Origin of the sequence: Longispora fulva, from assembly GCF_015751905.1 — a bacterium.
Taxonomy (GTDB): Bacteria; Actinomycetota; Actinomycetes; order Mycobacteriales; family Micromonosporaceae; genus Longispora; species Longispora fulva.
Genome location: NZ_JADOUF010000001.1, coordinates 3,710,729 through 3,735,643 on the forward strand (window position 1 = coordinate 3,710,729; position 24,915 = coordinate 3,735,643).

26 protein-coding genes are annotated in these 24,915 nt (G+C 73.9%); 13 read left to right on the forward strand and 13 right to left on the reverse strand.

Features of this window, described 5'->3' with window-relative positions; all coding sequences use genetic code 11:
- The first annotated feature begins 138 nt into the window (after positions 1-138).
- Both IW245_RS16330 and IW245_RS16335 read left to right on the forward strand, forming a co-directional pair.
- Positions 139-645 (forward strand): PH domain-containing protein, encoded by a 507-nt coding sequence (locus IW245_RS16330; RefSeq protein ID WP_197004037.1) that lies wholly within the window; start codon positions 139-141, stop codon positions 643-645.
- Between the two features lie 51 nt (positions 646-696).
- Positions 697-1,041: a hypothetical protein gene (locus IW245_RS16335; protein WP_197004038.1), complete on the forward strand. Its 345-nt coding sequence runs from the start codon at positions 697-699 to the stop codon at positions 1,039-1,041.
- Between the two features lie 48 nt (positions 1,042-1,089).
- Here the strand turns inward: IW245_RS16335 and IW245_RS16340 are convergent, their stop codons facing one another.
- The gene (locus IW245_RS16340) at positions 1,090-2,652 is read right to left on the reverse strand and encodes an alpha/beta hydrolase (protein ID WP_197004039.1); all 1,563 of its coding nucleotides are present in this window, start codon (positions 2,650-2,652) and stop codon (positions 1,090-1,092) included.
- A gap of 244 nt (positions 2,653-2,896) precedes the next feature.
- On the opposite strand from IW245_RS16340, the gene IW245_RS16345 reads away from it, so the two are divergent.
- Positions 2,897-5,542 (forward strand): WD40/YVTN/BNR-like repeat-containing protein, encoded by a 2,646-nt coding sequence (locus IW245_RS16345; RefSeq protein ID WP_197004040.1) that lies wholly within the window; start codon positions 2,897-2,899, stop codon positions 5,540-5,542.
- 22 nt (positions 5,543-5,564) lie between these two features.
- Here IW245_RS16345 and IW245_RS16350 read toward each other — a convergent pair whose 3' ends face one another.
- Positions 5,565-6,146 carry a TetR/AcrR family transcriptional regulator gene (locus IW245_RS16350; RefSeq protein WP_197004041.1) on the reverse strand — a complete coding sequence of 194 codons (582 nt, stop codon included), beginning with the start codon at positions 6,144-6,146 and terminating at the stop codon, positions 5,565-5,567.
- A gap of 77 nt (positions 6,147-6,223) precedes the next feature.
- Between IW245_RS16350 and IW245_RS16355 the strand changes: the two genes are divergently transcribed.
- Together IW245_RS16355 and IW245_RS16360 are read left to right on the forward strand one after the other, a co-directional pair.
- Positions 6,224-6,670, forward strand: coding sequence for an HIT family protein (locus IW245_RS16355; RefSeq protein ID WP_197004042.1), 447 nt, complete (start codon positions 6,224-6,226; stop codon positions 6,668-6,670).
- 56 nt (positions 6,671-6,726) lie between these two features.
- Positions 6,727-6,945 (forward strand): hypothetical protein, encoded by a 219-nt coding sequence (locus tag IW245_RS16360; protein WP_197004043.1) that lies wholly within the window; start codon positions 6,727-6,729, stop codon positions 6,943-6,945.
- Between the two features lie 46 nt (positions 6,946-6,991).
- Here IW245_RS16360 and IW245_RS16365 read toward each other — a convergent pair whose 3' ends face one another.
- From IW245_RS16365 to IW245_RS16395, 7 genes are all read right to left on the reverse strand, one after another.
- A complete protein-coding gene (locus IW245_RS16365) occupies positions 6,992-7,138 on the reverse strand; it encodes a hypothetical protein (protein ID WP_197004044.1) in 147 nt (48 codons plus the stop codon).
- A 77-nt stretch (positions 7,139-7,215) separates the two neighbouring features.
- On the reverse strand, positions 7,216-7,755 hold the full coding sequence (locus IW245_RS16370) for a S26 family signal peptidase (RefSeq protein ID WP_233473102.1): 540 nt from the start codon (positions 7,753-7,755) through the stop codon (positions 7,216-7,218).
- On the reverse strand, positions 7,752-9,587 hold the full coding sequence (locus IW245_RS16375) for an ABC transporter ATP-binding protein (RefSeq protein WP_197004045.1): 1,836 nt from the start codon (positions 9,585-9,587) through the stop codon (positions 7,752-7,754). Before IW245_RS16375 ends, IW245_RS16370 begins: the two co-directional genes overlap by 4 nt.
- Positions 9,584-10,105, reverse strand: coding sequence for a peroxiredoxin family protein (locus IW245_RS16380; protein WP_197004046.1), 522 nt, complete (start codon positions 10,103-10,105; stop codon positions 9,584-9,586). Before IW245_RS16380 ends, IW245_RS16375 begins: the two co-directional genes overlap by 4 nt.
- A 34-nt stretch (positions 10,106-10,139) precedes the next feature.
- The gene (locus IW245_RS16385; protein ID WP_197004047.1) at positions 10,140-10,682 is read right to left on the reverse strand and encodes a MauE/DoxX family redox-associated membrane protein; all 543 of its coding nucleotides are present in this window, start codon (positions 10,680-10,682) and stop codon (positions 10,140-10,142) included.
- A gap of 112 nt (positions 10,683-10,794) precedes the next feature.
- Positions 10,795-11,439: an HD domain-containing protein gene (locus IW245_RS16390; RefSeq protein WP_197004048.1), complete on the reverse strand. Its 645-nt coding sequence runs from the start codon at positions 11,437-11,439 to the stop codon at positions 10,795-10,797.
- A 62-nt stretch (positions 11,440-11,501) separates the two neighbouring features.
- On the reverse strand, positions 11,502-13,238 hold the full coding sequence (locus IW245_RS16395; RefSeq protein ID WP_231398826.1) for a hypothetical protein: 1,737 nt from the start codon (positions 13,236-13,238) through the stop codon (positions 11,502-11,504).
- A gap of 354 nt (positions 13,239-13,592) precedes the next feature.
- Here IW245_RS16395 and IW245_RS16400 point away from each other — a divergent pair, with 354 nt between their 5' ends.
- The 6 genes from IW245_RS16400 to IW245_RS16425 all read left to right on the forward strand — a co-directional run bounded on the left by IW245_RS16400 (position 13,593) and on the right by IW245_RS16425 (position 19,369).
- Complete coding sequence (locus tag IW245_RS16400; protein WP_197004049.1) at positions 13,593-14,642, forward strand: glycosyl hydrolase; 1,050 nt, start codon at positions 13,593-13,595, stop codon at positions 14,640-14,642.
- A gap of 90 nt (positions 14,643-14,732) precedes the next feature.
- Positions 14,733-15,536, forward strand: a complete 804-nt coding sequence (locus tag IW245_RS16405) for a Cof-type HAD-IIB family hydrolase (RefSeq protein ID WP_197004050.1) — start codon at positions 14,733-14,735, stop codon at positions 15,534-15,536.
- Positions 15,533-16,522: a Gfo/Idh/MocA family protein gene (locus tag IW245_RS16410; protein ID WP_197004051.1), complete on the forward strand. Its 990-nt coding sequence runs from the start codon at positions 15,533-15,535 to the stop codon at positions 16,520-16,522. Before IW245_RS16405 ends, IW245_RS16410 begins: the two co-directional genes overlap by 4 nt.
- Entirely contained in the window at positions 16,519-17,427 is a 909-nt protein-coding gene (locus tag IW245_RS16415; protein ID WP_233473101.1) for an MBL fold metallo-hydrolase, read from the forward strand. Before IW245_RS16410 ends, IW245_RS16415 begins: the two co-directional genes overlap by 4 nt.
- 80 nt (positions 17,428-17,507) lie before the next feature.
- The gene (locus IW245_RS16420) at positions 17,508-18,737 is read left to right on the forward strand and encodes a sensor histidine kinase (protein ID WP_233473100.1); all 1,230 of its coding nucleotides are present in this window, start codon (positions 17,508-17,510) and stop codon (positions 18,735-18,737) included.
- Positions 18,734-19,369 (forward strand): response regulator, encoded by a 636-nt coding sequence (locus IW245_RS16425; protein ID WP_197004052.1) that lies wholly within the window; start codon positions 18,734-18,736, stop codon positions 19,367-19,369. The genes IW245_RS16420 and IW245_RS16425 overlap by 4 nt, the downstream gene beginning before the upstream one ends.
- Positions 19,370-19,378: 9 nt before the next feature.
- Here the strand turns inward: IW245_RS16425 and IW245_RS16430 are convergent, their stop codons facing one another.
- Positions 19,379-20,302 carry a hypothetical protein gene (locus IW245_RS16430; RefSeq protein WP_197004053.1) on the reverse strand — a complete coding sequence of 308 codons (924 nt, stop codon included), beginning with the start codon at positions 20,300-20,302 and terminating at the stop codon, positions 19,379-19,381.
- A 143-nt stretch (positions 20,303-20,445) separates the two neighbouring features.
- Between IW245_RS16430 and yidD the strand changes: the two genes are divergently transcribed.
- The gene (gene yidD / locus IW245_RS16435; protein WP_233473099.1) at positions 20,446-21,186 is read left to right on the forward strand and encodes a membrane protein insertion efficiency factor YidD; all 741 of its coding nucleotides are present in this window, start codon (positions 20,446-20,448) and stop codon (positions 21,184-21,186) included.
- On the opposite strand, the gene thpR is transcribed toward yidD, so the two are convergent.
- From thpR to IW245_RS16450, 3 genes are all read right to left on the reverse strand, one after another.
- Complete coding sequence (gene thpR, locus IW245_RS16440) at positions 21,125-21,670, reverse strand: RNA 2',3'-cyclic phosphodiesterase (protein WP_197004054.1); 546 nt, start codon at positions 21,668-21,670, stop codon at positions 21,125-21,127. The two genes, yidD and thpR, sit on opposite strands and share 62 nt — an antisense overlap.
- Entirely contained in the window at positions 21,622-22,527 is a 906-nt protein-coding gene (locus tag IW245_RS16445) for an NAD-dependent epimerase/dehydratase family protein (protein WP_197004055.1), read from the reverse strand. Before IW245_RS16445 ends, thpR begins: the two co-directional genes overlap by 49 nt.
- Positions 22,528-22,589: 62 nt before the next feature.
- On the reverse strand, positions 22,590-23,444 hold the full coding sequence (locus tag IW245_RS16450; RefSeq protein ID WP_197004056.1) for an exonuclease domain-containing protein: 855 nt from the start codon (positions 23,442-23,444) through the stop codon (positions 22,590-22,592).
- 53 nt (positions 23,445-23,497) lie between these two features.
- Here IW245_RS16450 and IW245_RS16455 point away from each other — a divergent pair, with 53 nt between their 5' ends.
- Positions 23,498-24,820 (forward strand): coiled-coil domain-containing protein, encoded by a 1,323-nt coding sequence (locus IW245_RS16455; RefSeq protein WP_197004057.1) that lies wholly within the window; start codon positions 23,498-23,500, stop codon positions 24,818-24,820.
- Positions 24,821-24,915 lie beyond the last annotated feature (95 nt).

The window sequence follows — 24,915 nt, forward strand, 5'->3', positions numbered from 1 at the left end:
AGTTGTCGGGTTCGCCCTGGTCGGGTGCCGACAGGTGTAACACCTCAGCACGCGGGTACCGATGTCCCAACGCCGACCCAGTGCGCCGACCAGAAAGGACGGCCGTCCCACCCGTCCCGTCGCCCGGAGGAGACTGCCATGGTCCGGACTCCCCCGGCACCGGTCCCGGAGGTGGTCGCCAGGCCGTGGTTCCTGCGTCTCGTCAGCCGGACCGTGGCGGCCTGCGCGTTCGGCGCCGCCGTCCTGGGCGCGATCGGCTGGGACGCCGACGGGCGGCCTACGTGGTCGCTCGGGCACCTGGCCTGGTCCGGAACCGGGGTGGCGATCGCGCTGGTGGTCGGCTACCTGGGCGGGCGGCCCCGGGTGGAGGCTCACCCGACAGGGGTCCTCGTGGTCAACCTCGTCGGCGGGCTGCACGTGCCCTGGTCGGCGATCGCCGGCGTCCGGCTCGACGGCGCCCGGTGCGCCCGGCTGGACACGGTCACCGGCGGGGAGATCAGGATGGACGCGGTGCGGGTGGTCGACCGCGAGTACGCGGTGGACGCCGTGACCCGGCTGCGCGAACTGCTGGCCGCGCACCGGGCACGCGGGACCGGACGGGCACACGGGGACGACGACGGTGCCGGACGGGCGTCGGCGTCGTAGAGTGCGACTGCGGGCGCCGCCGGGCACCCGCGGGGTGGGGAGGGTGACGCCGTGACCGACGAGTCCGGGCCGACTGGCCGTGACCTGCTCGAACAGTGGCTGCGGGCGCTGACGATCCTCGGCGACTCCTCGCTGACCCCGCAGGAGCGGCTCGACCTGATCACCGAGGTCAACCCGCCGGAGCAGTTGGACCTGCGGATCAGTACGCCGCTGCCGCAGGTGGACGTCGAGGCGATCCAGAACGCCTTCGCCCGCGCGGCGTCCCTGCACAGCCGCAAGACGAGCGTGCACATCCTCGTGGAGAACCAGCTGATCGCCTGGCTGGGCGAGGCCACCGACTCCAGCCGCGAGCAGGTGCTCCAGCGCCTGGCCCTGAGCCTGGACCAGGCGCTGTGACCAACGCGCCACGGCCGGGACGCGTCGCCCGCGACGCCGGCCGGGCCGCTACGCCGGGCAGCTGACCTTCTCGGCGGGCCACGAGTGCTCCTTCGCCGGCGCCCGGCCGGTCAGGAGGAATTCGTTGACGATCCGGTCCACGCACGCGCCGTTCCCGTAGGCGATGTGCCCGTCGGCGTCGGCGACCACGAGCCGCGCGTCCTCGAGCGCCTCCGCCACCGCCTCGGCCCCGGAGAGCGGCGTCGCAGCGTCCCGGGTGTTGTTGAGCAGCAGGATCGTCGGGGTGCCCGGGGCGTTGATCGCGTGCGGCGCGACGGTCGGCCGCACGGGCCAGTACGCGCAGTACTGGGTGCCGTAGAACAGCCACGCGCCGAAGTGCGGGGACGTCCCCGCGGAGCCGGCCGCGTCGGCGTCCATCCGCGCGGCGATCGCGTCGGGCGGCTCGGGGACGGACCGCGGGTCACCGATCAGGCAGTTGACGGCCGCGAACGCCGCGGTGGAGTTGGCGTAGTGGCCGTGTTCGTCGCGGTGGTAGTACGCGTCGGACAACGCCAGCAGGCCGTCGCCGGTGCCGTTGACGGCCTGGCGGAGCCCCTCGCGCAGTCCCTCCCAGTTGTCGCGCGAGTACGTCGCGTGGAACAGCGCGGCCCGGGCCAGCGACTCGGTCAGCCGTCGCCCGCCGGCCGCCGGCAGTGGTCGGATCCGCAGGTTCGCGAGCAGGTCGTCGACGGCGCGGACCGCCCCGTTCTCGTCCCGGCCGACCGGGCAGTCCGCGCGGCCGACGCAGTCGCGGAGAATGTCGCGCAGCGCGGACTCGGCCTCGTCGGGCTCGGCGGCGGCCGGCGCGGGCGTCAGGCCGGTGCCCGCCATGGGCGTCGGGCCGGTCGCGTCACCGGGGGTCTCGGACTCGGCTGGGTTGTCCACCGAGTCGAGCACCATCCGGCCGACCTTGCCCGGGAACTGCTCGGCGTAGACCTGGCCGAGGCGGGTGCCGTAGGAGAAGCCGAAGTAGTTCAGCCGCTCCTCGCCCAGCCCGGCCCGGATCAGCTCCAGGTCCCGGGCGACGTTCTCGGTACCGGTGAAGGGCAGCAGGTCGCCGGAGTGCGCCGCGCAGGCGTCGGCGAACCCCTTGACGACCTCGCGGGTCCTGTCGCGTTCGGCGGCCGTGGCCGGCGTGAGGTCCGCCGCCGTGAACTCGTCCATCCCCCGGTCGTCGAGGCACCGGACGGCCTCGCTGGCCCCGACGCCGCGCGGGTCGAAGCCCACGATGTCGTAGCGCTCGACCAGGGTCCCGAACTGCTCGCGGCCCTCGAACACCGTGTCCAGGCCGGACTCGCCGGGCCCGCCGGGGTTGACCACGAGCGCCCCGAGCCGGGCGCCGGTCGCCGGCAGCCGGTTCAGCGCGATGCCGATGGTCCGGCCGTCGGGCCGGGCGTGGTCGAGGGGGACCCGCAAGGTCGCGCACTCGAAGCCGTCGCGGCCCTCGCAGGGGGCCCAGGCGATAGTCCCCCCGTCCCTCGCGCGCGGCCACGCCAGGACGGCGACGACCGCCACCCCGGCCACGAGCGCGGCCGCGAGGACGCCGGCGATCAGCAGTTTCCTGGAGAGCATGGGTGATTCCTGTCCGTCGGCCGGCACCGGCCGGGCGACCCGGCTGGTCCGAAATTACCGTATCGGCCTGATTGGCATTGCTTGCCAGCATCCGGGACGGGCGACCGGGCGGACAGTGCCGATCGACCACATCCGGCGGACGAAAGTCTCGACGGCCGAAGCGATGTACCCAAATAGCCTTCTTCATACCGAAATGTAATCAATGATGATGCTGTTTGTCCTGATCACCTGCGAAGGAGTTCTGATGGCGCACGTTCCCTGGAGACGGCTGTTGGCCGCCGGCGCGTTGACCACCACCCTGGTGACCCTGACCGGCACCGCGGCCGTCGCCAAGCCCGACCCGAACCTGCCCCGGCCGTGGGCGTACGGGCACCAGGCCCAGGTGGGCCGGCACCACGCCGACCGGGTGCTCGCCGGGCGGGTCCGCGCGGAGGAGGACCCCTCCGACGAGACGGAGAACGCTGCGGAGTCCGCCGCCCAGTACGCCGAGGCGCGCACGTCCCCCGGAGTGGTGGCCCCCGGCGCGTACTCGGCGGCGTGGGCGCAGCTCGGCTCCCTGCCGAGGGTCGGCGGAGCGTGGGACCACGTGACCGACCTGCCGTACGACGCCGACGACCCGCGCTACCGCGACATAGGCTCGAACTCCTCCGGCGGCGCTGGGCGGGTCACCGGCCGGATCACCGGCCTGGCCGCCGACGACGCCGGCTTCGTCTACGCCGGCGGAGCGAACGGCGGGGTGTTCCGGTCCCGGACCGGCGGCGGACAGTGGACGCCGATCGCCGACAAGCTGCCGTCGCTGTCCACCGGGGACCTGCAGCTCGACGGGCGCGGCCGGCTCTGGTACGCCACGGGCGAGGCCAACACCGGGGCGACCTCCTTCGTCGGCACCGGCGTGTACGTGCTCGCCGACCCGCGCAACGGCCAGTTCCAGCCGGGCGGCCGGGTCGGCGGCGCGGAACTGGAGAGCACCACCATCAACGCGCTGCGGTTCGCCGGGGACCTGGTCTGGGCGGCGACCGGGCGCGGCGTGTGGACGCACAGCACCACCACCCTCGCCGGCCCGTGGCGGATGGAGTTCGCACCGAACCCGGACTTCCTGCCGGGGGGCGCGCAGGACGCGGATCCGAGCGCGCCGTACAAGAACATCGCCAACGACGTCGCGATCGACCCCGCGGACCCGACGAAGGTCATGCTGGCCGTCGGCTGGCGCGGCGGCGACACATACAACGGCTTCTACACCAGGCAGGGCGGGGTGTGGACCCGCCAGACCGGGCTCGGTGACCTGCCGAGCGGCTCCGACGACGTCGGCAACGTGACGTTCGCGAAGGCGAAGGACGGCTCGCGGTACTACGCCATCGACCAGTCGCCTCTGCAACTGGCCACCAATCCGGACAGCGCCCTGCAGGGCATCTACGTGTCCAGGTCCGGCTCGCCGACCGGCCCGTGGACGCTGATCGCCGACCACGTGAAGCTGCGCGACTCCGGGTCGGCGTTGCAGGATCCGGGGTACCAGCCGGGCATCCAGTCCTGGTACAACCAGTTCCTCCAGGTGGACCCGGCCGACCCCGAGCACGTGTTCGCCGGGCTGGAGGAGGTGTTCGAGTCCAAGGACGGCGGGGCGCACTGGATCACCCCCGGCCCGTACTGGAACTTCTCCTTCCCCTGCTGGGACATCAACCCGGCCCAGCAGACCGGCGACTGCTTCGCGACCACCCACCCCGACCAGCACTCCGCCGCGATCGGCAAGGGCAAGCTGTTCGTCGGCAACGACGGCGGCGTCTACCGCCGCCCGGTGCGCGGCGCCGTCGACTCCGGCGGGCACGCCAAGGACTGGACCTCGCTCAACGACGGCACGATCGACACCCTGCAGTACTACTCCGTCGGCGTCGGGAAGGACCTGAAGACCGGCGGGATGGCGGTCAGCGGCGGCCTACAGGACAACGGTCAGTCCATCCGGCGCGGCAAGGACATGGTGATGGGCTCCAACTTCGGCGGCGACGGCGGCGACACCCTCGTCGACCCGAACAACGGCTGCAACATCGCCGCCGAGTACGTCTACCTGGCGATCTCGGTGACCCAGAACTGTGCGGTGAACAACGGCTCCTGGACCGTGGACCCGACTAAGGCCACGTCGTTCGGCGTCGCCCCGCCGGACAACGCGCTCGGCGGCGCCGGGGCCCGGTTCATCGCCCCGTTCGGCGCGGACGCGAAGAACATCCGGAACTGGGTGGCCGGCGGCCGGCACGTCTGGACGCAGAACAAGGGCTTCACGATCCGCGACCCGAAGGAGTGGAAGAGCGTCTACGACCTCGGCGAGGGCCACGTGGCCACGGCCGTGGTCGCCTCGGGCGGCACGATCTACGCCGGCTGGTGCGGCCCGTGCAACAACCAGGGCTTCACCCGGGGCATCGCCACCGGCAAGGCCGACGGCACCGGCTGGCACCAGCTCAACCTGCCGGTCGACGGGACGCTGCCGAACCGGTACGTGTCCGGGTTCGACGTCGACCCGGCCAACGCGAAGCACGTGTTCGTGGCCATCAACGGCTTCTCCCGCAAGTGGACCGAGGGTCCCGGCGCGGGCGTCGGGCACCTGTTCGAGTCCACGGACGGCGGGGCGCACTGGAGCGACCGGTCGGCGAACCTGCCCGACGTGCCCGCCAACGCCGTGAAGTTCCTGCCGGGCGGCGGCCTCGTCCTCGGCACCGACCTGGCGGTGTTCTACCGCGCGCCGGGCGCGCACGGCTGGGCGGTGCTCGGCACCAACCTGCCGACGACGGCGGTCCTGCAGGTCCGCACGGACGCCGACGGCCGGCTGTACGCCGCCACCCACGGCCGGGGCATCTGGTCGACCGTGATCCGCACCAGGCCGGAGGACGCCGAGGGCCTGTAGTGCCGGCCGGCCCCTGGCGCCCTCAGGGTGCCAGGGGCCGGGGCCTCGGCCGGTACCCGTCGGCGACCAGCCCCAGGACGAACGCCCGGGCCCGCTCAGCCGTCCAGCCGTACTCGGCGTGCCGCACCCGGACGTGCACGTACGGCAGGGTGACCGAGGTGAAGAGCACCACGGCGTACGGCCACGGCTCGGCGACCGGCCCGAGACTGCCGTCGGCCGTCCCGTCCTCGAGGATCCGCACGAACGGGGCCAGCAGGTTGACCTCCGCCCCGGCGTCGTCGACCAGCGGGGCGTCGTGCAGGAACATCTCGGAGTGGGCCAGCAACGCCAGGTGCCGGTCGCACACCGCGCACAGGGCGTCGAGTGCGGCGGCGAGCCGGTCGGCCCCGGTACCCGGCATCGTCAGCACCGGCCAGAGCAGCGTGCGGTAGTCCTCCGCCAGTTGGCGGCGCAGTTCCCCCTCCACGGAGGTCCGGGTGACACCGTGTCGCCACACCGTCGCCCGGGACACCCCGGCCGCCTCGGCGATCCGGTCGAGGTTGAGCGCCTCCCAGCCGTGTTTCTCCAGCAGCGTGACGGCCACGTCGAACAGGGCCCGGTTCATCGGTGGGCACTCCCTTGTTGAAACTGGCTGTCTCATGTTGCGATGAAGTTCGTTTCACCCATTCTGTGGAGGACGTCATGGCGAACACAAGCGGGGACGACTGCTGGTTCTGCGCGGACGACCGGGGCGCGGACGCACCCCCGGGCGGCTGGCTGTACGAGGACGAGCACTGGCGGGCCGGGCACGCGCCGCCGCAGTTCGGTCCGGCCGGTCTCGTGGTGCTCGAGTCCCGGCGGCACGTCCTGGACGTGTCCGAGCTCGACCCGGCCGAGGCCGCCGGCTACGGACCGGTCCTCGGTCGGCTGACCGGCGCGGTCAAGGGGGTCACCGGCGCACCGCGGGTCTACACCTGGGCGTCGGCCGCGCACACCCCGCACCTGCACGTGTGGGTGCTGCCGTGGACGCCGGACCAGCCGGTCGGGCCGGCGTTCCTGGCCAGGACGCACCGGTACGCGTGCACGGCGCGGGAGGCGGAGGAGACCGCCGCCGCGGTGCGCGCGGTACTCGACGGCGGGCCGGCGTAGGCTCTGAGGTGCGGCGGATCCGCCGCCGACGGGGGCGTCACGACTGGGGGGCCGGCATGGCCGCCTTTCCGATCAACTCCGCCCCGCTCGCGCCGGCCCGTGACCGGCGGCATCTCTTCGACCCGTACGACGTCGAGGAGTTCACCGACCAGCGGTGGCTTCCCGACGACGGAACGGACACCGAGGCAGACGAGGGACGGCTCCTCGCCGGGCCGCCGGAATGGCACCGGCACCTCGTCGTCGAGGCCTCGGGCGGCCACCGCCGCCACGGCTGAACGGCGAAGGGGCCCGGCGCGTCGCGTCGGACCCCTTCTCAGCGCACTAGCAGCAGGGGCGCTTGCCGGAGTTGTGCGTGGCCCAGTAGATGCCGTCGCCACCGCAGCCGGGGACGCAGCGGCCCTTGGCCAGGGTCGCCTTCGCCGTGGCGGTGGGCAGGACCAACGCGAGCACTCTATCGATGATCTTCATCGGAAACCTCCTTTGTGGATCTCTGTGCGTGTCAGGAGAGTGTCACCCGAACATTGATATCAGTCAATACGTAGGCCTCACAGCTTCCGCAGGACGACGCCACGGATCCGGTCGACAGCGACAAACCCCTCCTGCCGCGAGTCGTGACTGCGCCCCGGGTTGTCGCCCAGGATCACCATCCGACCCGCCGGGACCGGGGTGCCCGCGGCCGCGGTCAGCGCCGGCCCGAGGCCCCCGGGCACCGGGTCGCCCGGCCCCGCCACGAGACGCTTGACGAACCACAGCCGGCCAGCCGCCCGGACCCGGCCGCGCCGACGCCCCACGAAGGCGTCGGGATCGGCCGGCGGCGCGAGCACGACCACCGGCCCGACCAGGCACCCACCGGACCGGGGCCGGCCGGTCGGATCGGGCCGGACCCGGCCGGCCGACTCCCCGGCGGGCCGGCCCGGGAGGCGCGGCACCCCGCGGACCCGCCGGACCAGCACCCGGTCCCCGTCCCCGTACGTCGGGGACATGCTGTCCCCCTCCACCGTCACCACGACCAGCTCCCGGCGCGCCCACACCGCCCCGCCGACGGCCACGGCCAGCACCGCGCCCAGCACCCACCACACGGTCACACCCCCTGGTTCCGGTATCCGGCGGCCTGCAGACCGAACAGGCGGGCGTACACCCCGCCGGCGGCCACCAGCGCGTCGTGGTCGCCCTGCTCGGCGACGACGCCGCCGGACAGCACGACGATCAGGCCGGCGTCGCGGACCGCGCCCAGCCGGTGCGAGATGAGCAGGCTGGTCAGGCCGGCGCGCTGGGCCCGCAGCCGGGTGTGGATCTCGTGTTCGGCCTCGGCGTCGAGCCCCGCGCTGGGCTCGTCGAGGATCACCAGGTCGCGGTCCTCGCGCAGGAACGCCCGGGCGATGGCGATCCGCTGCCGCTGGCCGCCGGACGGGTTGACGCCGGCCGCCGGGGCCGCGGTGGACGGGTCGTTGTGGTAGCGGCGGCTGAGCATGGTGTCGTAGCCGTCCGGCAGTCCCGCCAGGGTCTCGTGCACGCCCGCCCGGTGGGCGGCGGCCTCGATCCGCGCCGGATCGCCCAGCGCGGTCAGGTCGCCGACGCCGATGTTCTCCGCCGCCGTCATCTCGTAGTTGACGTAGTCCTGGAAAACAGCGCTGATCCGGGTACGCAACACCGCCGGCTCCACCTCGCGGATGTCCACCCCGTCCCAGAGCACCGCGCCCCGGGTGGGGTCGTAGAGCCGGCAGAGCAGCTTCACGACCGTGGACTTGCCCGCGCCGTTGAGCCCGGCGAGTGCCACGGTGCGGCCGTGCGGGACGGTGAGGTTCACCCCGCGCAGTACCCATGGATGGGCGTCGGTGTAGCGGAACCACACGTCCCGGAACTCGATGCCGGACCGCAACGCCGGCAGGGCGGCCGGGGTCGGGGCCACCGGCAGGTCCGGCGCGGCGCGCAGCACCGTCACGTAGTGCTCGAAGAGCAGCAGGGCCTGGTGCCCGGTGGCGACCTGCTGGGCGACGGCGGCCATCGCGCCCTGCACGCCGACGATCCCGGCGATGAACAGCGCGATGTCGCCGACCGTGTGCTGGCCGCCCTGGGCCGCGCGGGCCACCCAGATCAGACCGGCCCCGGCGACCACGGCGGAGAACAGCCCGAGGCCGGCCTGGGTGGCCAGTTCGCGGCGGTCCATCCGGTGCTGGGCGGCGTTGGCGGCGCGGCGTTCCCGGAGCATCCGGCCGCGCAGGAACGCGCCGAGCCCGAACAGCCGGACCTCCTTGGCCGCCTGTTCGGTGGCGAGCATGTCGCGGTAGAACAGCTCCCGGCGTTCGGCCGGGGTGATCTCCCAGTTGGTCCACGCCCGCCGCCGGCTCAGCACCAGCTCGGCGGCCAGCACCGGCAGCCCGGAGGCGAGCACGAGGACGCCCATCACCGGGCTGACCACCCACAGCGAGCCGAGGAACCCGGACACGGTGAGCAGCCCGCCGAGGACGCCGAACGCGCCGTCCACCACCCGGTTGGGCCCCCGGCCGCCGGACTCGTCGGCGAGTTCGAGCCGATCGAGGAACGCCGGGTCCTCGAACCGGGCCAGGCCGATGATCCGGTCCACTGCCGTGAAAAGCCGCTCCTTGGCGACCAGCGCGACGGCCCGCTCCATCTCGTTGTGCAGGTAGCGCAGTGCCGCCGGGACCGCCGCCGCGAACAGGCCGACGACGGCGAGGGCCACGACCTGCGCCGTCCACCGCGGAGTGACCCCGCTGACCAGCCCGTCGACGACGGACCGGGTCAGCCAGGCCGTGGCGACCGGCAGGCCGGCGGCGAGCAGGGTGCCGGCGACGTACCCGGCGAGGGAGCCGGGGGCCGCGCGCAGGGTGAGCCCCACGGCGCTCCCGATCCGGGAACAGACCTCCGCGGGCGACAGGCCGATCCGGCGGTCGGTCATGCCGGGGCCGCGACCTCGTGCCCGTACCCGTGGGCGGCCACCGTCTGGTCGGCGCCCAGCCGGCAGAACGCCGGGGTGGCCTCGACGTGGAACGCCCGGGCGACCGGTCCCCTGCGGCGTTCGACGACGACCCGGGCGGCCGGGGCGAGGACCGCGACCATCTCGTGGGACTCGTCGTCCTCGCGGACCACGCCCAGCGCCAGGTCCCGGCCGCGCCGGGCGGCCTCGGCGGCGAACAGCGGTAGGTGCGAGTGGCAGGTCTCGCACTGCGGGTCGAAGAAGCCGACCATGGTGCCGGCGGCCAGCGTCTCGCGGGTCAGCTCCTCGCCGTCGACCGTGGTGGCCTCAAACGCGTCGATCCGCTCGCCGAGGGGCAGCATCGGCTCGGGAGCGCCCTGTTCGAGGGTCGCGAGCCGCTGGTCGTGGTCGCGGAGCCGGCGGACCAGGGCGACCGTCAGCGTCAGGGTGAGCAGGACCAGCACCGCGAGCAGGACGACCAGGGAGATCAGGAACGGCATGGACTTCCTCCAGGGTGGTGGGCCGGCGTCGGGGTCAGTGCCGGCGGGACGCCGGGGTGGGGTGGAACAGTGCGCGGATGTCGTCCATCACGGTCACCAGGCCGCCGAGGACCAGGCCGGCGACCGCGGCGACCAGGGACTCGCCGAGCCTGAGGGATCCGCCGGTCGGCGCGGCGACGCCTCCGGCGACCGCGACGGCCACGAGCAGGAGGTTGCGCAGCACGTGTGCCGGCCCGAGGGGCACAGTGGACGCTCCGAAACACCGGCAGGTGGTACGCGTCCCGCGCCGCACCGTCACCGTGATCGCCCCGGCGAAGGCGAGCAGCAGCCCGGTGGCCACCGCGAACCCGGCGACCGCGGTGGCACGCGTCGGGACCGCCAGGAGGACCACGATGGCCGCCTCGGCCGCGACCACGACGCCGGCGACCGGCTTGACCAGGCCGGACGGCACGAGCAGCATCCGGCGGACCGAACGGACGAACGCCGCGAACGCCGCCGGTCCGGCCACCTTCGTCGACACCGAGGCGAGGAACACCACGCCGATCAGGCAGCGGCTCGCCAGCACGAGGTACTGCATCGTCACCTCCCGAGACCGCGGTCGGCCGGGCGGGCCCACGCGGTGACGGGAGTATAAGCACAAAGGACGATCATGATCGATAGGTTGAGCCATCGATGTGCGTCGACCATGCTCAGGCGGTCAGCACCGCCAGCTCCCCCGCCAGGTTGGCCCGCGCGGCCGACTCCCACCGCGCGTGGCCGGTCGGCGTGCGAAACAGCGTCGGCAGGTCGAGCAGGTCGCGGAGCACGGCGGCCCGGCCGGCCCGGAACACGTCGTCGGGCACGAAGGCGTACTCGGCGCGCACCGCCGCGGCGTACGCCGCGTAGTCCGCCGCCGGGCCGGCCAGCACGGCCAGGTCCGCGTCGCACAGCACCTCGCCGTCGGCGTCGCCCGGCTCCGGGTCGTGGGTGACCGTGAGCCGGACGAGCCGGGCGACCTCGGCGGTGAGCGCGCCGGACACCCCGGCCTCCGGCAGCGCGAACTCGGCGAGCCGGGCACTGCGCTCCTCGTTGCCGGACAGGTCCGGCCGGTACACCGCGTCGTGGAACCAGGCGGCGAGCCGCACCGCGTCGAGGTCCGCCGCGTGCCCGGCCAGCTCCTCGACCCGGTCGAGGACCGCTGCGAGGTGGTCGGTGGTGTGGTAGCGGCGGTGCGGCTCGGCCCACCGGGCGAGCAGGTCCTCGCCGTACGGGCCCGGATCGGGCGCGCCGTCGGCCTGGCGGCGGCGGAGGGTCCCGGACCAGCGGGCGAGGAGGGCGTCGTGGACAGCGGCCATGAGACATTGTGTGGCCGTGGGCCCCGCCGGGGCGCGCCCGGAACGGGTGACTCCGGCCACGCCTAGACCCCCGGACGCCACACGGAGACGTCGTCCATCTCGGAGCCCGGCCCGTAGAGCCGGTCGAGCGTGAGGCGCAGCTGATCGCGGTGGTCCGCCGGACCGAGCACCACGCAGGAGGCCTTCCAGTACCGGGCGTCCTCCCTGGCCTCCCGGCGCTGCTGGTCCCCGATGGCGGGGAGCGCGCCGGTCTCCTGGACGCCTGCGAGCAGGGTCGAGGTCGGGCGGCGCGGCGCGCCGTACCCGAATGGTCCGATGAACTGGCCCTCCGGGACGCCGAACGCCGCGCCGGCGGCGGCTGCCCAGCGCAACGAGTCGGGTCGCGCCGGGCTCGGCACCGGAACGGGGACGAGCACGCCGCCGGGCCGCACGCAGTCCCTCCACCGGCCGTCGGCGAAGAACGTGGGCACGGCCGGGCGGGCCGCGACCACCATGGGCAGCGGGTACAGCGGAACCAGCGCCGCGAACACCGCGACGGGGAGCAGGATCGCCCGACGCCGGCCGGACAGCAGGGCCTCGTGGACGGCCATCGCGAGGACGGCCCCGATGAGCGGCACCAACGCCAGGGCGAAGCGGCTCGGCAGCGCCCACTCCAGCACCGGCACGCCCCGGATCAGCGCGTACGGGCCGGGCACTCCGGTCCGAACCCCGTCGACGACGATCTCCGGGCCCAGGGAGACGCCGGCGAGCAGCACGGCGACGATCGCTGCCGCGCGGACGAAGGTGTGCTGCCACAGCCGGACGAAGCAGAGCACGAGGACGAGCAGGACCGGCCAGCCGAAGAACGTGTTCATCTCCGCCGGGTGGCCGGCGAGCCGGCCTACGTCGCTGTGCCAACCGCCCACGGTCAGGTGCGAGAAGCTCCAGTAGCTGGCGACGTCGGCGGGGAAGTACTCGGGCGGGTACAGGCCGCTCCAGCCGCGCTGCGGCCCGGCGAACTGCAGCCACAACGGCCGGGCCACGAACGGCGCGGCCGTGGCGAGGGCGACGCCCGCGCCCACCAGCAGGGGCCGCAGGACGCCGAACACCAGCCGCGGGGCGAGTACGAGATAGGCGAGGAGGAACAGCCCGAGGGTCAGACCCGTCAGGAACAGCACCTCCTCGCCGGTGAAGACCTGCGCCGTGACCGCGAGACCCAGGGCGCAGCCGGTCCACACCGGCGTGCGGCGGCGCACGAGCCGCACGACGCAGTACACGATGACCGGCGGGAGCCACCAGGCCGTCAGATTGATGTGCGCGTGGGAGTGCGACACCATCGGCGGGGCGAATCCGCAGAACATCCCGCCGACCGCCGCGGCCAGCCGGTCGAGGCCGCAGACCCGGGTGAGGAGCAGGTACCACGCCGAAGCCGTGCCTGCGAGGTTCAGCGTCACCAGGGTCACGAAGGTGAACGGCACCCCGAACGCCCAGGTGAGCGGAGCCAGCAGCGCGCCGGGGAACAGGTCGTTCGTGTTGGCCATCATGTTGACCCCGTCGGGGCTGTTCATCCGGTCGGTGAGCAGCGAGAGGTCGCCGCTCCACAGCCGGGAGGCCCAGGCGAGGAACCACTCCGTCTGGCTCTGGTCGTTCAGGTTGACGGCCACCCCGCGCAGGTTCGGGTCCCGCCACAGGGGCAGCGTGAACACGACGGCGACCGCCAGGAAGACCAGGCACGGCGCGAGATCGACCGGCGGCCGCCTCCCCGCGCGGGGGGTCGCCCGCTCCGCCTCCTCGGCGACCAGCGTGTCCGCCCCAGCCATGAGAACCCCTCTCGCGCGACATCACTGCGGGCTCAGCATTTCATGCCATATCAGACTTTTCACGCACATGCGCCGCGCGCTCGACGAGTGAGCCAGGACCCCATTGGCGGCATTGGTCCATGTCTGTCAATGGCGGTGAGACCAGCGTCACACCCACCCGCACACGAGGGCCCTGAGCTGCAGAGATACGAATGTGACCACGTCAGGCGACGGAGTGGTCACCATCCGTCGAGATATCACCGAGAGTAGTCAAATCTGCGCAAACTCGGCCTGGTCATTCACCGTCGGTGATGGGTAGCGTCGCGGTCTCAGTACACCAAAACCCTCACTGAGCTGCCCAAAGGATCAACACAGATGCGCAAGACCCCTCGCATCGGTGCCCGAATCGCAGTGGGACTGACCGTAGTGGCACTCTGCCTCGCGTCGGCCACCACCGCGACGGCCGCCGCGCCCCGCGACTGCACCCCCGACAAGCTTCTCGTGAACCCCTGCCGCCCCCTCCTGGGCGCCCGGGCGACCGGCTACACCGAGGTGGGCGCCGGCGAGCGGGCCCAGATCGAGTTCCACGAGCAGCGCATCGGCCGCAAGCTCGACGTCGCGCACACGTTCTCGCCGGCCGGCAGCCTGCCGCTGACGAACCCGGACGTGCGCTACCTCGCCCAGCGCGACGGCACGACCCTCTTCCAGAACTGGAAGGCCGCGGACGTGTGGAAGGACGCCGGCGGCGGCAACGCCACCGTCAACGCCCGGATCGACAAGGCCGCCGACAACATCAAGAAGCTCGGCGACAAGAAGATCTTCCTGACGCTGCACCACGAGCCCGAGAACGACGTCTCCAGCGCGCCCGGCTGCAAGACCAAGGCCGGGGCCATCGGGGGTACGCCGGCGGAGTACCGCCAGATGTGGGCCAACGTCCGGGCCCGCTTCGACGCCAAGGGCGTCAGCAACGTCATCTGGGTGATGGACTACATGAACTACCCCACGTGGGACTGCCTCGTCCCGCAGCTCTACCCGGGCGACAACCTGGTCGACTGGGTGATGTTCAACGGCTACGGCGCGAGCTGGAACCCGAACTTCGCCGCCAACATCGACCGGTTCCAGAAGATCCTGGAGAAGAACACCACGCCCACCCGGCAGTACACGTCGAAGCCCTGGGGCATCGTGGAGTGGGGCATCACGCACGCCACGGCCGCCGAGCAGCGCTCCTACTTCCAGCAGGCCAACGCCGCCCTGGACGCCAACAGGTTCCCGAAGCTCAAGCTGTGGATGATCTTCGACTCCCCCGGCTACGAGCCCTTCCCCGGCCTGCGGATCCGCTACGACGACGCCGGCAACAAGGACCTCAGCGAGGAGTCGCTGTACAAGAAGTTCGCGAACAACCCGGTGCTGACCGCCGGCATGTGAGCCACTGACCGGCCACGGCACAGGACCGCCGTGGACGTGCCGCGTGCCCCGAGCCCTCCTGGGCCCGGGGCACGCGTGCGATCATGACGGATGCGCCTGATCGCCACCGACCTCGACGGCACCCTCCTCCGCTCCGGCGGCGTCCTGTCCGACCGGACCGCCGACGCCCTGCGCCTGGCCCGACGGTCCGGGGCGACCGTCGTGGTCGTCACCGCCCGCCCTCCCCGCTTCGCAGACCCGTACGCCGGCCTCGTCGACCTCGCCGTCTGCGGCAACGGCGCCGTCGTCTACGACCCGACCGCGCGGCAGATCGTGGCCAGCCACGCGCTGGACGTGCCCACCGCCCGCAAGACGGCCGACGCGCTGCGGGCCGCGCTGCCCGGCATCGGGTGCGCCGTGGAGACCGGACACCGGGTGTTCCTGGAGCCGGCGTTCACCTGGCGGTGCGCCAACGACACCGAGGCGTGCTGCCCGGAGCCGATCCAGGTCGAACTCGGCTCCTTCGAGGAGGTCCTCGACCGCGCCGAGCTGATCACCAAGATCCTCGCGCACCACCCGACGATGGACGTGGACGCGATGCTGGCCACGGCCCGCGAGGCGCTGGGCGACAGGGTCGAGGTCACCCACTCCGGCGGCGCCGGCCTGCTGGAGATCTGCGCCGCCGGCGTCACCAAGGCCAGCACCCTCGCGCGGATGTGCGCCGAGCGGGGCTTCCTCGCCTCCGACGTGGTCGCGTTCGGCGACGCCCCCAACGACCTGTCCGTCCTGCGCTGGGCCGGCACGTCCTACGCCATGGGCAACGCACACCCCGACGTCCTTGCCGCCGTCGCCCGCCGGACACTGACCAACAACGAGGACGGCGTGGCCGTCGTCCTGGAAGGGTTGTTCGCATGAGTACCAAGATCCGGTGGGGCATCCTCGCCACGGGCGGCATCGCCGCGACGTTCACCGAGGACCTGCTGACGCTGCCCGACGCCGAGGTGGCGGCCGTCGGCTCCCGCTCGAAGGAGTCCGCGCAGGCGTTCGCCGACCGGTACGGCATCCCCCGCGCCCACGGCTCCTGGGCCGACCTCGCCGCAGACCCCGACGTCGACATCATCTACGTCGCGACCCCGCACCACGCGCACAGCGAGGCCACGGCCCTGTGCCTGGAGGCCGGCAAGGCGGTGCTGTGCGAGAAGGCGTTCACGTTGGACGCCGCCGACGCGCGGTACCTGGTCGACCTGGCGCGCGACAAGGGCCTCTTCCTGATGGAGGCCATGTGGATGCGCTGCAACCCGGCGATCCTGAAGATGGCCGAGCTGATCGCCGACGGCGCGATCGGGCCGGTCCGCACCGTGCAGGCCGACTTCGGGCTCGCCGGCCCGTTCCCGCCCGACAGCCGGCTGCGGGACCCGGCGCTGGGCGGCGGGGCGCTGCTGGACCTGGGCGTCTACCCGGTGTCCTTCGCCCAGCTGGTCCTCGGCAGGCCGGACAGCGTCGCGGCGCACGCACTGCTCACCCCCGAGGGCGTGGACGAGAACACCGGCATGCTCCTCGGGTACGCCTCCGGCGCGCACGCCACCCTGACCTGCTCGATCGGGAGCGACACCGCCGCGCGGGCGTTCGTGGCCGGACCGGGCGGCCGGATCGAGCTTCCCCCGGTGTTCTTCCGCCCCGACCACTTCACCCTGTGCCGCGAGGGCGCCGCACCGGAGGAGTTCCGGATCGGCTACGACGGGCACGGCATGACCCACGAGGCCACCGAGGCGATGCGCTGCCTGCGCGCCGGCCTGACCGAGAGCCCGCTGGTGCCGTGGCAGGCGACCCTGGACGTGATGGACACGATGGACCGGGTACGGAAGTTGGTAGGCGTCCACTATCCGGGGAGGGCGGCGTGACCGACTACCGCGACCGGCTCACCGACCCGCTGCCGGGCCTGGGGTCCGTCCTCCGCGTCCTGCGCTCCGGCGGGCTGCGCCCCAAGGGCGAGGCGCTGGCGGACGTGCCGAACCTGCCGGTCCGCCGCGACGGCCTGCCGCCGATCGTCGACGGCCAGGCCTCCGTCACCTGGATCGGACACGCGACCTACGTCGTCCGGATCAACGGGCTGACCGTGCTCACCGACCCGGTGTGGTCCCGGAAGATCCCCGGCGTGCCCGCCCGGTGGACGCCGCCCGGGGTGGACTGGGCGGACCTGCCGAGCGTCGACGCCGTCGTGATCAGCCACAACCACTACGACCACCTCGACGCGCCGACCATCAAAAGGCTGCCGAGGGACACGGCCGTCTTCGTGCCGGCCGGCCTGGCCCGGTGGTTCACGAAACGCGGATTCACCCAGGTCACGGAACTCGACTGGTACGAGCACGCGACGCTCGCCGGCCTGCGCCTGGACTTCGTCCCCGCCCACCACTGGAGCCGGCGCACCCTGACCGACACGTGCCGGAGCCTGTGGGGCGGCTGGATCCTCGACGAGCGGGTGTTCTTCGCCGGCGACACCGGGTACGGGCGCTACTTCGCGGAGATCGGCGCACGGTACCCGGATCTCGACGTGGCCCTGATGCCCGTGGGGGCCTACGCGCCCCGGTGGATGATGAAGCCGGTGCACATGGACCCGTCGGACGCTGTGCTGGCGACCGGTGACCTGGGCGCGCGGCGGATGGCGACGATGCACTGGGGCACGTTCGGGCTGACCCGCGAGCCGGTGCTCGAGCCGGTGGTGCTGGCCCGGCAGGCATGGGCGGCGGCGGGGCGCGCGCCGGAGGACCTGTGGGACCTGGCGGTGGGCGAGTCCCGGGTGTTCTGACCCGGGACTCCCCGCCCCACCCGGCGGCCCCCGGACCGAGCCGGCCCGCCGGGGCCGCCCTCGTCTGGCAAGATCATGACGTGCGCGGGCTCTGGGTGCGGTGGATCTTCCTGATCATGGGCGGGGCCCTCCTGACCCCGTACGTGCTCCTCGGCATGTTCCTGTCCACCCTGGTCGTCCAGCTCCCGAGCGAGGGCCTGCTCCTCCTCGGCGTGCAGTTGCTCATCCTGCTCGGCGCGGTCCCCGCCATCATGGTGACCGCGTTCCTGCCGGCCGTCCGGGTCCTCGAGGGCGGGGCAGCCCACGCCCTCCTCGACGGCCCGGCGAACGTCGGCCCGCCGCGCGGCTGGGGCGACCGGTGGCGGACCGCGTGCTGGTTCACCCTGCACCTGGTCCTCGGCGGCATCGTCAGCGCGTTGACCCTGTCCGTGCCGCCGGCGGCGGCCGTGCTGATCGGCGCGCCCCTGATCCCCGGGAACGCTGACACGTTCGCCGTGTTCGGCTACCGGCAGGACGAGTGGGGAACCGGCACGGCCCCGCTGGCCGGCGTCGCCGCCCTGGCCGTGCTCGTCGCGCTGGTGGCCGGGGTGGGCGCACTGATGGCCCGGCTCGCGCCCATCCTGCTCGGACCGTCGGCCGCCGACCGGCTCGCCGCCGCCGAGGAGCGCGCCCACCGGCTCGCCGAACGCAACCGGCTCGCCCGCGACCTGCACGACTCGGTCGGGCACGCGCTCAGCATCGTCACGTTGCAGGCGGGCGCCGCCGGTCGGGTGCTCGACCAGGATCCGGCGTTCGCCCGCCGGGCGCTCACCGCCATCGAGGAGTCCGCCCGGGCGGCGCTGACCGACCTCGACCATGTGCTCGGGCTGCTCCGCGAGGAGAGCGACGGCCCGGCCCCGACCGCGCCGACCCCGACCCTGGCGGCCCTGCCGGATCTGCTGGACCGCACGAGGGTCGGCGGCGTCGAGGTGCGCTCCGCGGCGACCGGCGACCTGGCAGCCCTGCCGACCGTGGTGTCGCAGGCGGGGTACCGGATCGTCCAGGAAAGCCTCACCAACGCCCTCCGGCACGCCGGCCCGGTGCCGGTCACGGTGCGCGTGCACGCAGCCCCCGACGAACTGGAGATCACCGTGACCAACCCGTTCACCGGCCCCGCCGCGCCCAGGGACGGCGGAGGCCGGGGCCTGCCCGGCATCGTCGAGCGGGTAGGCACCCTCGGCGGCACGGTCACGATCGGCCCCGGGTCCGGTACCGCCGCCGTCGGCCCGGAGGCCGGCGTCTGGCGGGTCGACGTCCGGTTGCCGCGATGACCACGGTGCTGATCGTCGACGACGAGGAACTCATCCGGGTCGGCCTGCGCGCCGTGGTCGACGCCGAGCCCGACCTGACCGTGGTCGGGGAGGCCGCCGACGGTGCCGACGCGCTGGACGCCGTCCGCCGGCTGCGCCCCGACGTGGTGCTGATGGACGTGCGGATGCCGGCCGTGGACGGGATCGCCGCCACCCGGCACATCCTCGACACCGTCCGGCCGGCCCCGAAGGTGGTCGTGCTGACCACCTTCGAGAACGACGACTACGTGTACGACGCGCTGCTGGCCGGCGCGCAGGGCTTCCTGCTCAAGCGGGCCCGCCCGGCGGAGATCGTGCAGGCGGTGCGGATCGTGGCCGCCGGGGACTCGCTGCTCTTCCCGGCCAGGGTCCGCGACCTGGCCGTCCGCCGGCCCGCCGACGGCCGGCGCGGTCTCGGGCACGCGGGCCTCACCGACCGGGAGGAGCAGGTGCTGCGGTTGATGGCGGAGGGGCTGTCCAACGCTGAGATCGCGGCGAAGCTGTTCCTCGGGGTGGAGACCGTCAAGACCCACGTGGGCAACGTCCTGGTCAAGCTGGCCGTCCGCGACCGGACCCAGGCGGTGATCGCCGCCTACTCCTCCGGCTTCGCCTGAGACCGGACATCATCGGGTGCCAGCGCCCGCCTCGACCCGGTCCACCGGCGCTTCGGCGACCGCCTGCCGTTCGACCAGCAGGAACGCGGACACCGTGCCGATCAGCACCGCTGCGAGCACCTTCAGCGCGTCCACCGCGTCCAGGATCCCCGGCTCGGCCTGCCCCGTATCCAGCGCGGTGCCGTGCAGCAGGCGCACGAACGCCCACAGCCCCCAGCCGAACATCGCGCCCGACCCGATCCACGTCACGATCAGCGCCGCCCCGAACGGCCGCCGGCGGTGCGCCATGGCGAGCAGCCCGGCGGCGGCGGCCAGGGTCAGCGCCGCGTTCACGACGAACGTACTGGTCGCCGGGGTGCCGTCGGGCAGGCCGGCGGGGCCGCCGAGGCCCCAGTACAGCTCGACGGCGGCGGTCACGGCCGCGATACAAGCAGCGACCCGGGCCAGGAGCACCTGGAGCGCGCGGGTCGGGCCGGGCCGCTCCGCGCGGTCGGCGAACAGGCCCGGCCACCGGTCCCGGGCGTAGTGCAGGAACGCGAGGGCGAGCAGGACGCCCTGGATCGAGAAGCCGCCGTAGACGACCAGGTAGACCCAGTTCTGCAGCGCGCCCTCCGGTGGCAGGCCCCGGGTCGCGAGGACCAGCACGACCGACACCCCGATCGGGGCGAGCAGCCCGGTGCCGACCCACATCGGGAACGCGACCAGCCACGCCGGTATCCGTCGCCCCCAGCGGTGGGTGAACCCGAGGGCGAGCAGCGCCCCGACGAGCTGCATGCCGGCGGTGACGGCGTTGGCGACGAACAGGGTGTGGTCGTCGAGCATGCCGCGGTCGTTGAGCCCGACGGGAACTCCGGCCAGCCAGCACCCCTTGAGGGTGAGGTAGGGCACGGCGCTGGCGACGGCGGCGTACCCGATGATCAGTCGTGTTCTCATGCCCCCAGCCTCGTCGGGCCGGGCGTCGGGGGCCTCCCGCGCGCGAGCGTTCCGCCTCCCCCGCGCGGGGGAGGCATCCACCTGAGCTGTCACCGGCGTCGGTGCATCGACCCCGGTTGGCGGCGAGCCGTTAGAGTCCGCTGGTGAGATCTCGCTGGCTGTGGGCCGTGCTGGGGGCCCTGGGCGCGGCCGGGGTCGCCGCCCTGATGGTGCTGACCTGGTTGACCGGCTGGCGCCGGCACCCCGACTCGGGCCGGCTGGCCCCGCCGGACATCGACACGCCGCCGCCGACGCCGACCCCCGCGCACCCGCCGTCGACCGCGCCGTACACCGCGCACCCGGCGAGCGGGGGCGTCACGCACGACTCCTGGTCGTGCCAGCAGAGTTGCGCCGGCGACGCGGTGGACTCCTGCGGCGAGGGCTGCTCGAAGCAGGCGTCGGACACCTGCGACAAGGCGGTCAACGACGCCTGTTCCTCGTCGGGTTGCGACGCCACGAAGGGCTGCGGCTCCGGCGGCTGCGACGACGTCCAGGTCTGCTCCCACGCCGCCACAACACTGTTCCACGGCGCGTGGCTGACCGCCGCGACGCCCCCGCCCGTCGGCCACGTCACCCTGGGTGCCCGGCTCGGCGTCAGGGCCATCCGGGGGTACCAGCGCTGGCTGTCCCCCCGCCTGGCCAGCCACTGCCGCTACACCCCGAGCTGCAGCGGCTACGGCATCGCGGCCCTGGAGGCGCACGGCCTCGTCACGGGCAGCCGGCTCGCCGTCGCCCGGATCCGCCGGTGCACGGCGGAGGTGCCGTGCGGCACGCCCGACCCGGTCAGCGCAGTGGCCAACTGGCTAGGTCCTCGTACGCCACGTCCGGGCCCGGCAGGCTGCTGACCAGGGCGAGGCTGTCGATCGTGGACACCGGGCCGGAATAGGCCGACAGGGCGGCGAGCTGCGGCTCGACCGGTTCGGGCAGCCGACCCAGGGTCAAGTGCGCGCGGAAGGGCCGATCGTCGTAGCCGACGCCGTACCGGTCGAGTTCGCGGCGCACCGTCGCGGCCAGGCCGTCGAGGGCCGGCGCGGCCACGCCAGCCCACAGCACGGTCGACCCGCGCCCGGTGAAGCTGCCGCCGCCGACGAGCCGCAGGTCGAACGGGCCGGTCGCCGACGCCGCCGTCTCGATGGCCGCCAGCGCCGGGGCCGGCGGCGCCTCGCCGAGGAACGCGATCGTCACGTGCAGCGAAGCGCGCGGCGCCGGCCGGGGACCGAGGTCCAGCCCGGCCGCGAAGGCCGCCACGTGGTCGAGGGCCGCCGCCGACGGGTACACGGCTACGAAGAGCCGAACCCCTCGCGGTACGTCCGGTACGTCGGTTCCCATCCGAGCTCCCGCTTCGCCTTGGCGTTGGACACCCGCAGGTCCGAGCGGGTCATGACGGCCCCACCGTACGGGGCCGCGAGCCGCAGCACCCAACCGGGCAGCCGGAGCGGCGCGGGCGCCCCGAAGGTCTTCGCCGCGGTGGTGAACACGTCCGCCCAGGTCGCCGGCTCGTCGTCCACCAGGTTGTACGCCTCCCCGGCCCGGCCCTTGTCCACGGCGGCGACGGTCCCGGACGCGGCGTCCTCGATGTGCACCCAGCCGGCCATGTTGCCGCTGCGCGGCACGGGCAGCTGACGCTTCCTCAGCATCGGGGCGAGCGCGTCGTCCCCGCCGTAGAACAGCCCGTACCGCAGCGCGACGCCCTCGATGCCGTCGGCGGCGAACACCTGCTCCTCCGTGGAACGGATCGCCGCGAGGTGCGGCCAGAACGGCGAGCCGTCGTCGGTGGCGAGCGGGGTGTCCTCGGTGACGGGGCCGACCGCGCCGAACCCGTACCCGAAAATGATCGACTGGGTGAGGAAGCGGCGCGCGCCGAGCACCCGGGCGGCGGCGAGCAGGTTCGCGGTGCCCTCGACCCGCAGCCGGTCGGTGAGGGCCATGTCCCGGTGCCGCAGCGGCGCCTTCTTCAGGGCGGTCAGCTCGTGCAGGACGACGTCGGCGGACAGGCCGTCGACCGCGCGGAGCAGGCCGTCGCGGTCGAGGGCGTCGGCGATGACCGGGGTGACCCGGAGCGCGGCCAGCCGCTCGGCTCCGGCGGCGTCCCTGGTCAGGCCCAGGACGCGGTGCCCGTCGTCGAGCAGTTGGCGGATCAGCGGGCGGCCGAGGGTGCCGGTGGCACCGGCGAGGAAGATGTTCATGCCGGGTGGACGAGACAGCCCACGGGGATGTGACATCCCCGCCGGGGAGGGCCCGCGACGGTCTACGCCCCCGGCCACTCCTCGACCCGGACGGTGGCCAGTGGCCAGGCCGGGTCGGAGCTGCGGTCAGGGAACTTGCTCGCGAAGTAGGCGACGGACTCCGCGTACCACTCCGCCTGGCCGGCGTGCAGGTCGGCGAGCGTGGCGTCGGCGATCGACCGGTGGCAGGCCGCGATCGCGATCGCCAGGTCCATGCACGCCTGGGTGTCGGCGTCGGCGCGGTGCGGGCCCGGGTGGGTGACGCCGTAGAAGGCGCAGACCTGCTCCAGGGTGCGGCCACCCGACCGGTACCGGTCGACGTGCCGGTCGATGACCAGCGGATCCACGATCGGGGCGAGCGCCCCGCCGGCCCGGTCGGTCAGGGAGCGCAGCCCGTGCCGGAGCAGCTCCGTCTCCAGCATCGTCAGGTCGTAGACGGCGTTGTAGATGACGATCGGGATGCCGGCGCGCAGGTAGTTGGCCAGGGCGTCGGCCAGCTCGTCGAGGGCCTCGGCGGGCGGGCGGCCGTGCGCGCGGACCTGCTCGGTGGTGATGCCGTGCGTGGCCGTCGCCTCGGCCGGGATCTCCACCCCCGGGTCGACCAGCAGCTCCAGGCTGTGGCCGCTGGTGTCGCGGAGCGAGGCGGACACGATCCGGTCGACGCCGGTGCGCACCCCCGTACTCTCCACATCGAACGCCGCGAGGTGCCGGCGGTGCCAGCCGTCGTGCTCCCCCGGTCGCGGGGCACGGGGCGCTGGCACGCAGTGCGGGTGGTACGTCACCCAACCGCCGGCATCGGTCCTGGTCAGCGTGCCTTCCCCGGCGGGCACTCGCTGTGCGCACGTGCCGCACTGTCCGGGATACTTGTTCGAAGCCATCGCCGGCCAGCTTAGCGGAACGGACACGACGCTCCCGACTAGACTTTCCGGCCGTGACCAGCGTCGAACCCACCATCACCCGGCCGTGTGCGCACTGTGGCCTGCCCGTACCGCAGAAGTCCTCGTCGGGCCGCCCGTTCCAGTACTGTCGGGACAACGACAGCGCCTGCCTGCGGGCCGCACGCAGTGGCCGGCAGCGCGAGCGCAGCTCCCCCGGCCTCACCGGCCAGGTCACCAAGGCGTGGGAGCTCGTCGAGCGGATGGAACTCGCCGCGGCCGACCTCGCGGCGTCGTTGGCCGCCGAGTTGTCCCCCGCCGGGGTGGAGCGGCAGGCCGCCGAGGTCCGCGCGGAGGCCGCCGCCGCCGTGGCCGCCGCGCACACCGCCCGCGACGACGCCCAGACCGCCACGGACCGCGCCGAGGAGGCCGCCCGCGCCGCCCAGGCCCGCGCGGCGACCGCCGAGGCGGCGGCGACGACTGCCCGCGAGGACGCGGACCAGCGGCGCGAGGCGGCCGACCGACACGTGACCGAGGCGCGCGAGCAGGCGGCGCGTCAGGTGGCGGAGGCCGCCGAGCGGGTGGGTCAGGCCGAGCGGGACAGGTCCGCGGCTGTCGAGGCCGCCGCCCAGCGGGTCGCCGAGGCCGAGGCGCACTGGACCAGGGCCGACCTGGCCCGGGCCGCCGCGGAGGAGGCCACGTCGACCGCCCGGTCCGCGGCGGCGGCGGCCGAGGCGCTGCGCGCCGACGCGGTGTCCGAACGCGACGCCACCCGCGGGGAGCGCGACACCCTGCGCACCGAACGCGACGCCGCCCGCCGCGAGCGGGAAGCCCTCCGTGCCGAACGCGACGCGGTCGGCCGGGAGCGGGACACGGCCCACGCCGAACGGGACGCCGCCACGGGCGGGGCCGCCCGGCTGGCGCGGGAGCACGAGGAGCTCTCCGTCGCCCACGAGGCCCTGGTCGCGGAGTTGGCCACGACCCGCGCGGACCTGGCCCGGCTCACCGTGGAACGCGACGAGGCGACCGCGGCCCTCGGGACCACAGCGGCCCGGTCGGCCGCCGCCGACCGCGCACTGGCCGAGGCGACCGCCCGCGCGGACTCCGCCTCCCGCCGCGCCGACGACGCCGAGGCCCGCGCCGGAGCCCAGCACGAGAAGATCGAGGATCTGCGCGAGATGCTGCGGGGCGCGGTGGCGAGCGGAGCCGACGAGCAGGACGCGATCCGCGCCGCCGAGCGTGCCCAGGCCGAGCGCGACGCGGTCCGCGCGGCGGACCTCGCCGTCAGGGAGCGCGACGCCGCCCGGGCCCAGATCGCCAGCCTCAGCGAGCAGGTGTCCAACCTGGCCGCGGCCCTGGCCACCCTCGGCAGGCCCTGACCCCCGCGAGGGGCGACGGCGCGCTGCCGCCGCCCCTCACGACGTCGCCGGCCACCATCCCGCCAGCAGGCGCAGCGCGGGCAATGCCCGATTAT

What these genes read in the sequence shown, in the direction of transcription:
- IW245_RS16340 (WP_197004039.1), bottom strand. Translation starts at nt 2,652, where the DNA reads ATGCTCTCCAGGAAACTGCTGATCGCCGGCGTCCTCGCGGCCGCGCTC.
- IW245_RS16450 (WP_197004056.1), bottom strand. Translation starts at nt 23,444, where the DNA reads ATGGCTTCGAACAAGTATCCCGGACAGTGCGGCACGTGCGCACAGCGA.
- IW245_RS16365 (WP_197004044.1), bottom strand. Translation starts at nt 7,138, where the DNA reads ATGAAGATCATCGATAGAGTGCTCGCGTTGGTCCTGCCCACCGCCACG.
- IW245_RS16395 (WP_231398826.1), bottom strand. Translation starts at nt 13,238, where the DNA reads ATGGCTGGGGCGGACACGCTGGTCGCCGAGGAGGCGGAGCGGGCGACC.
- IW245_RS16425 (WP_197004052.1), top strand. Translation starts at nt 18,734, where the DNA reads ATGACCACGGTGCTGATCGTCGACGACGAGGAACTCATCCGGGTCGGC.
- IW245_RS16360 (WP_197004043.1), top strand. Translation starts at nt 6,727, where the DNA reads ATGGCCGCCTTTCCGATCAACTCCGCCCCGCTCGCGCCGGCCCGTGAC.
- IW245_RS16380 (WP_197004046.1), bottom strand. Translation starts at nt 10,105, where the DNA reads ATGCCGTTCCTGATCTCCCTGGTCGTCCTGCTCGCGGTGCTGGTCCTG.
- IW245_RS16330 (WP_197004037.1), top strand. Translation starts at nt 139, where the DNA reads ATGGTCCGGACTCCCCCGGCACCGGTCCCGGAGGTGGTCGCCAGGCCG.
- IW245_RS16375 (WP_197004045.1), bottom strand. Translation starts at nt 9,587, where the DNA reads ATGACCGACCGCCGGATCGGCCTGTCGCCCGCGGAGGTCTGTTCCCGG.
- IW245_RS16410 (WP_197004051.1), top strand. Translation starts at nt 15,533, where the DNA reads ATGAGTACCAAGATCCGGTGGGGCATCCTCGCCACGGGCGGCATCGCC.
- IW245_RS16345 (WP_197004040.1), top strand. Translation starts at nt 2,897, where the DNA reads ATGGCGCACGTTCCCTGGAGACGGCTGTTGGCCGCCGGCGCGTTGACC.
- IW245_RS16405 (WP_197004050.1), top strand. Translation starts at nt 14,733, where the DNA reads ATGCGCCTGATCGCCACCGACCTCGACGGCACCCTCCTCCGCTCCGGC.
- IW245_RS16430 (WP_197004053.1), bottom strand. Translation starts at nt 20,302, where the DNA reads ATGAGAACACGACTGATCATCGGGTACGCCGCCGTCGCCAGCGCCGTG.
- IW245_RS16350 (WP_197004041.1), bottom strand. Translation starts at nt 6,146, where the DNA reads ATGAACCGGGCCCTGTTCGACGTGGCCGTCACGCTGCTGGAGAAACAC.
- IW245_RS16390 (WP_197004048.1), bottom strand. Translation starts at nt 11,439, where the DNA reads ATGGCCGCTGTCCACGACGCCCTCCTCGCCCGCTGGTCCGGGACCCTC.
- IW245_RS16400 (WP_197004049.1), top strand. Translation starts at nt 13,593, where the DNA reads ATGCGCAAGACCCCTCGCATCGGTGCCCGAATCGCAGTGGGACTGACC.
- thpR (WP_197004054.1), bottom strand. Translation starts at nt 21,670, where the DNA reads ATGGGAACCGACGTACCGGACGTACCGCGAGGGGTTCGGCTCTTCGTA.
- IW245_RS16355 (WP_197004042.1), top strand. Translation starts at nt 6,224, where the DNA reads ATGGCGAACACAAGCGGGGACGACTGCTGGTTCTGCGCGGACGACCGG.
- IW245_RS16445 (WP_197004055.1), bottom strand. Translation starts at nt 22,527, where the DNA reads ATGAACATCTTCCTCGCCGGTGCCACCGGCACCCTCGGCCGCCCGCTG.
- IW245_RS16385 (WP_197004047.1), bottom strand. Translation starts at nt 10,682, where the DNA reads ATGCAGTACCTCGTGCTGGCGAGCCGCTGCCTGATCGGCGTGGTGTTC.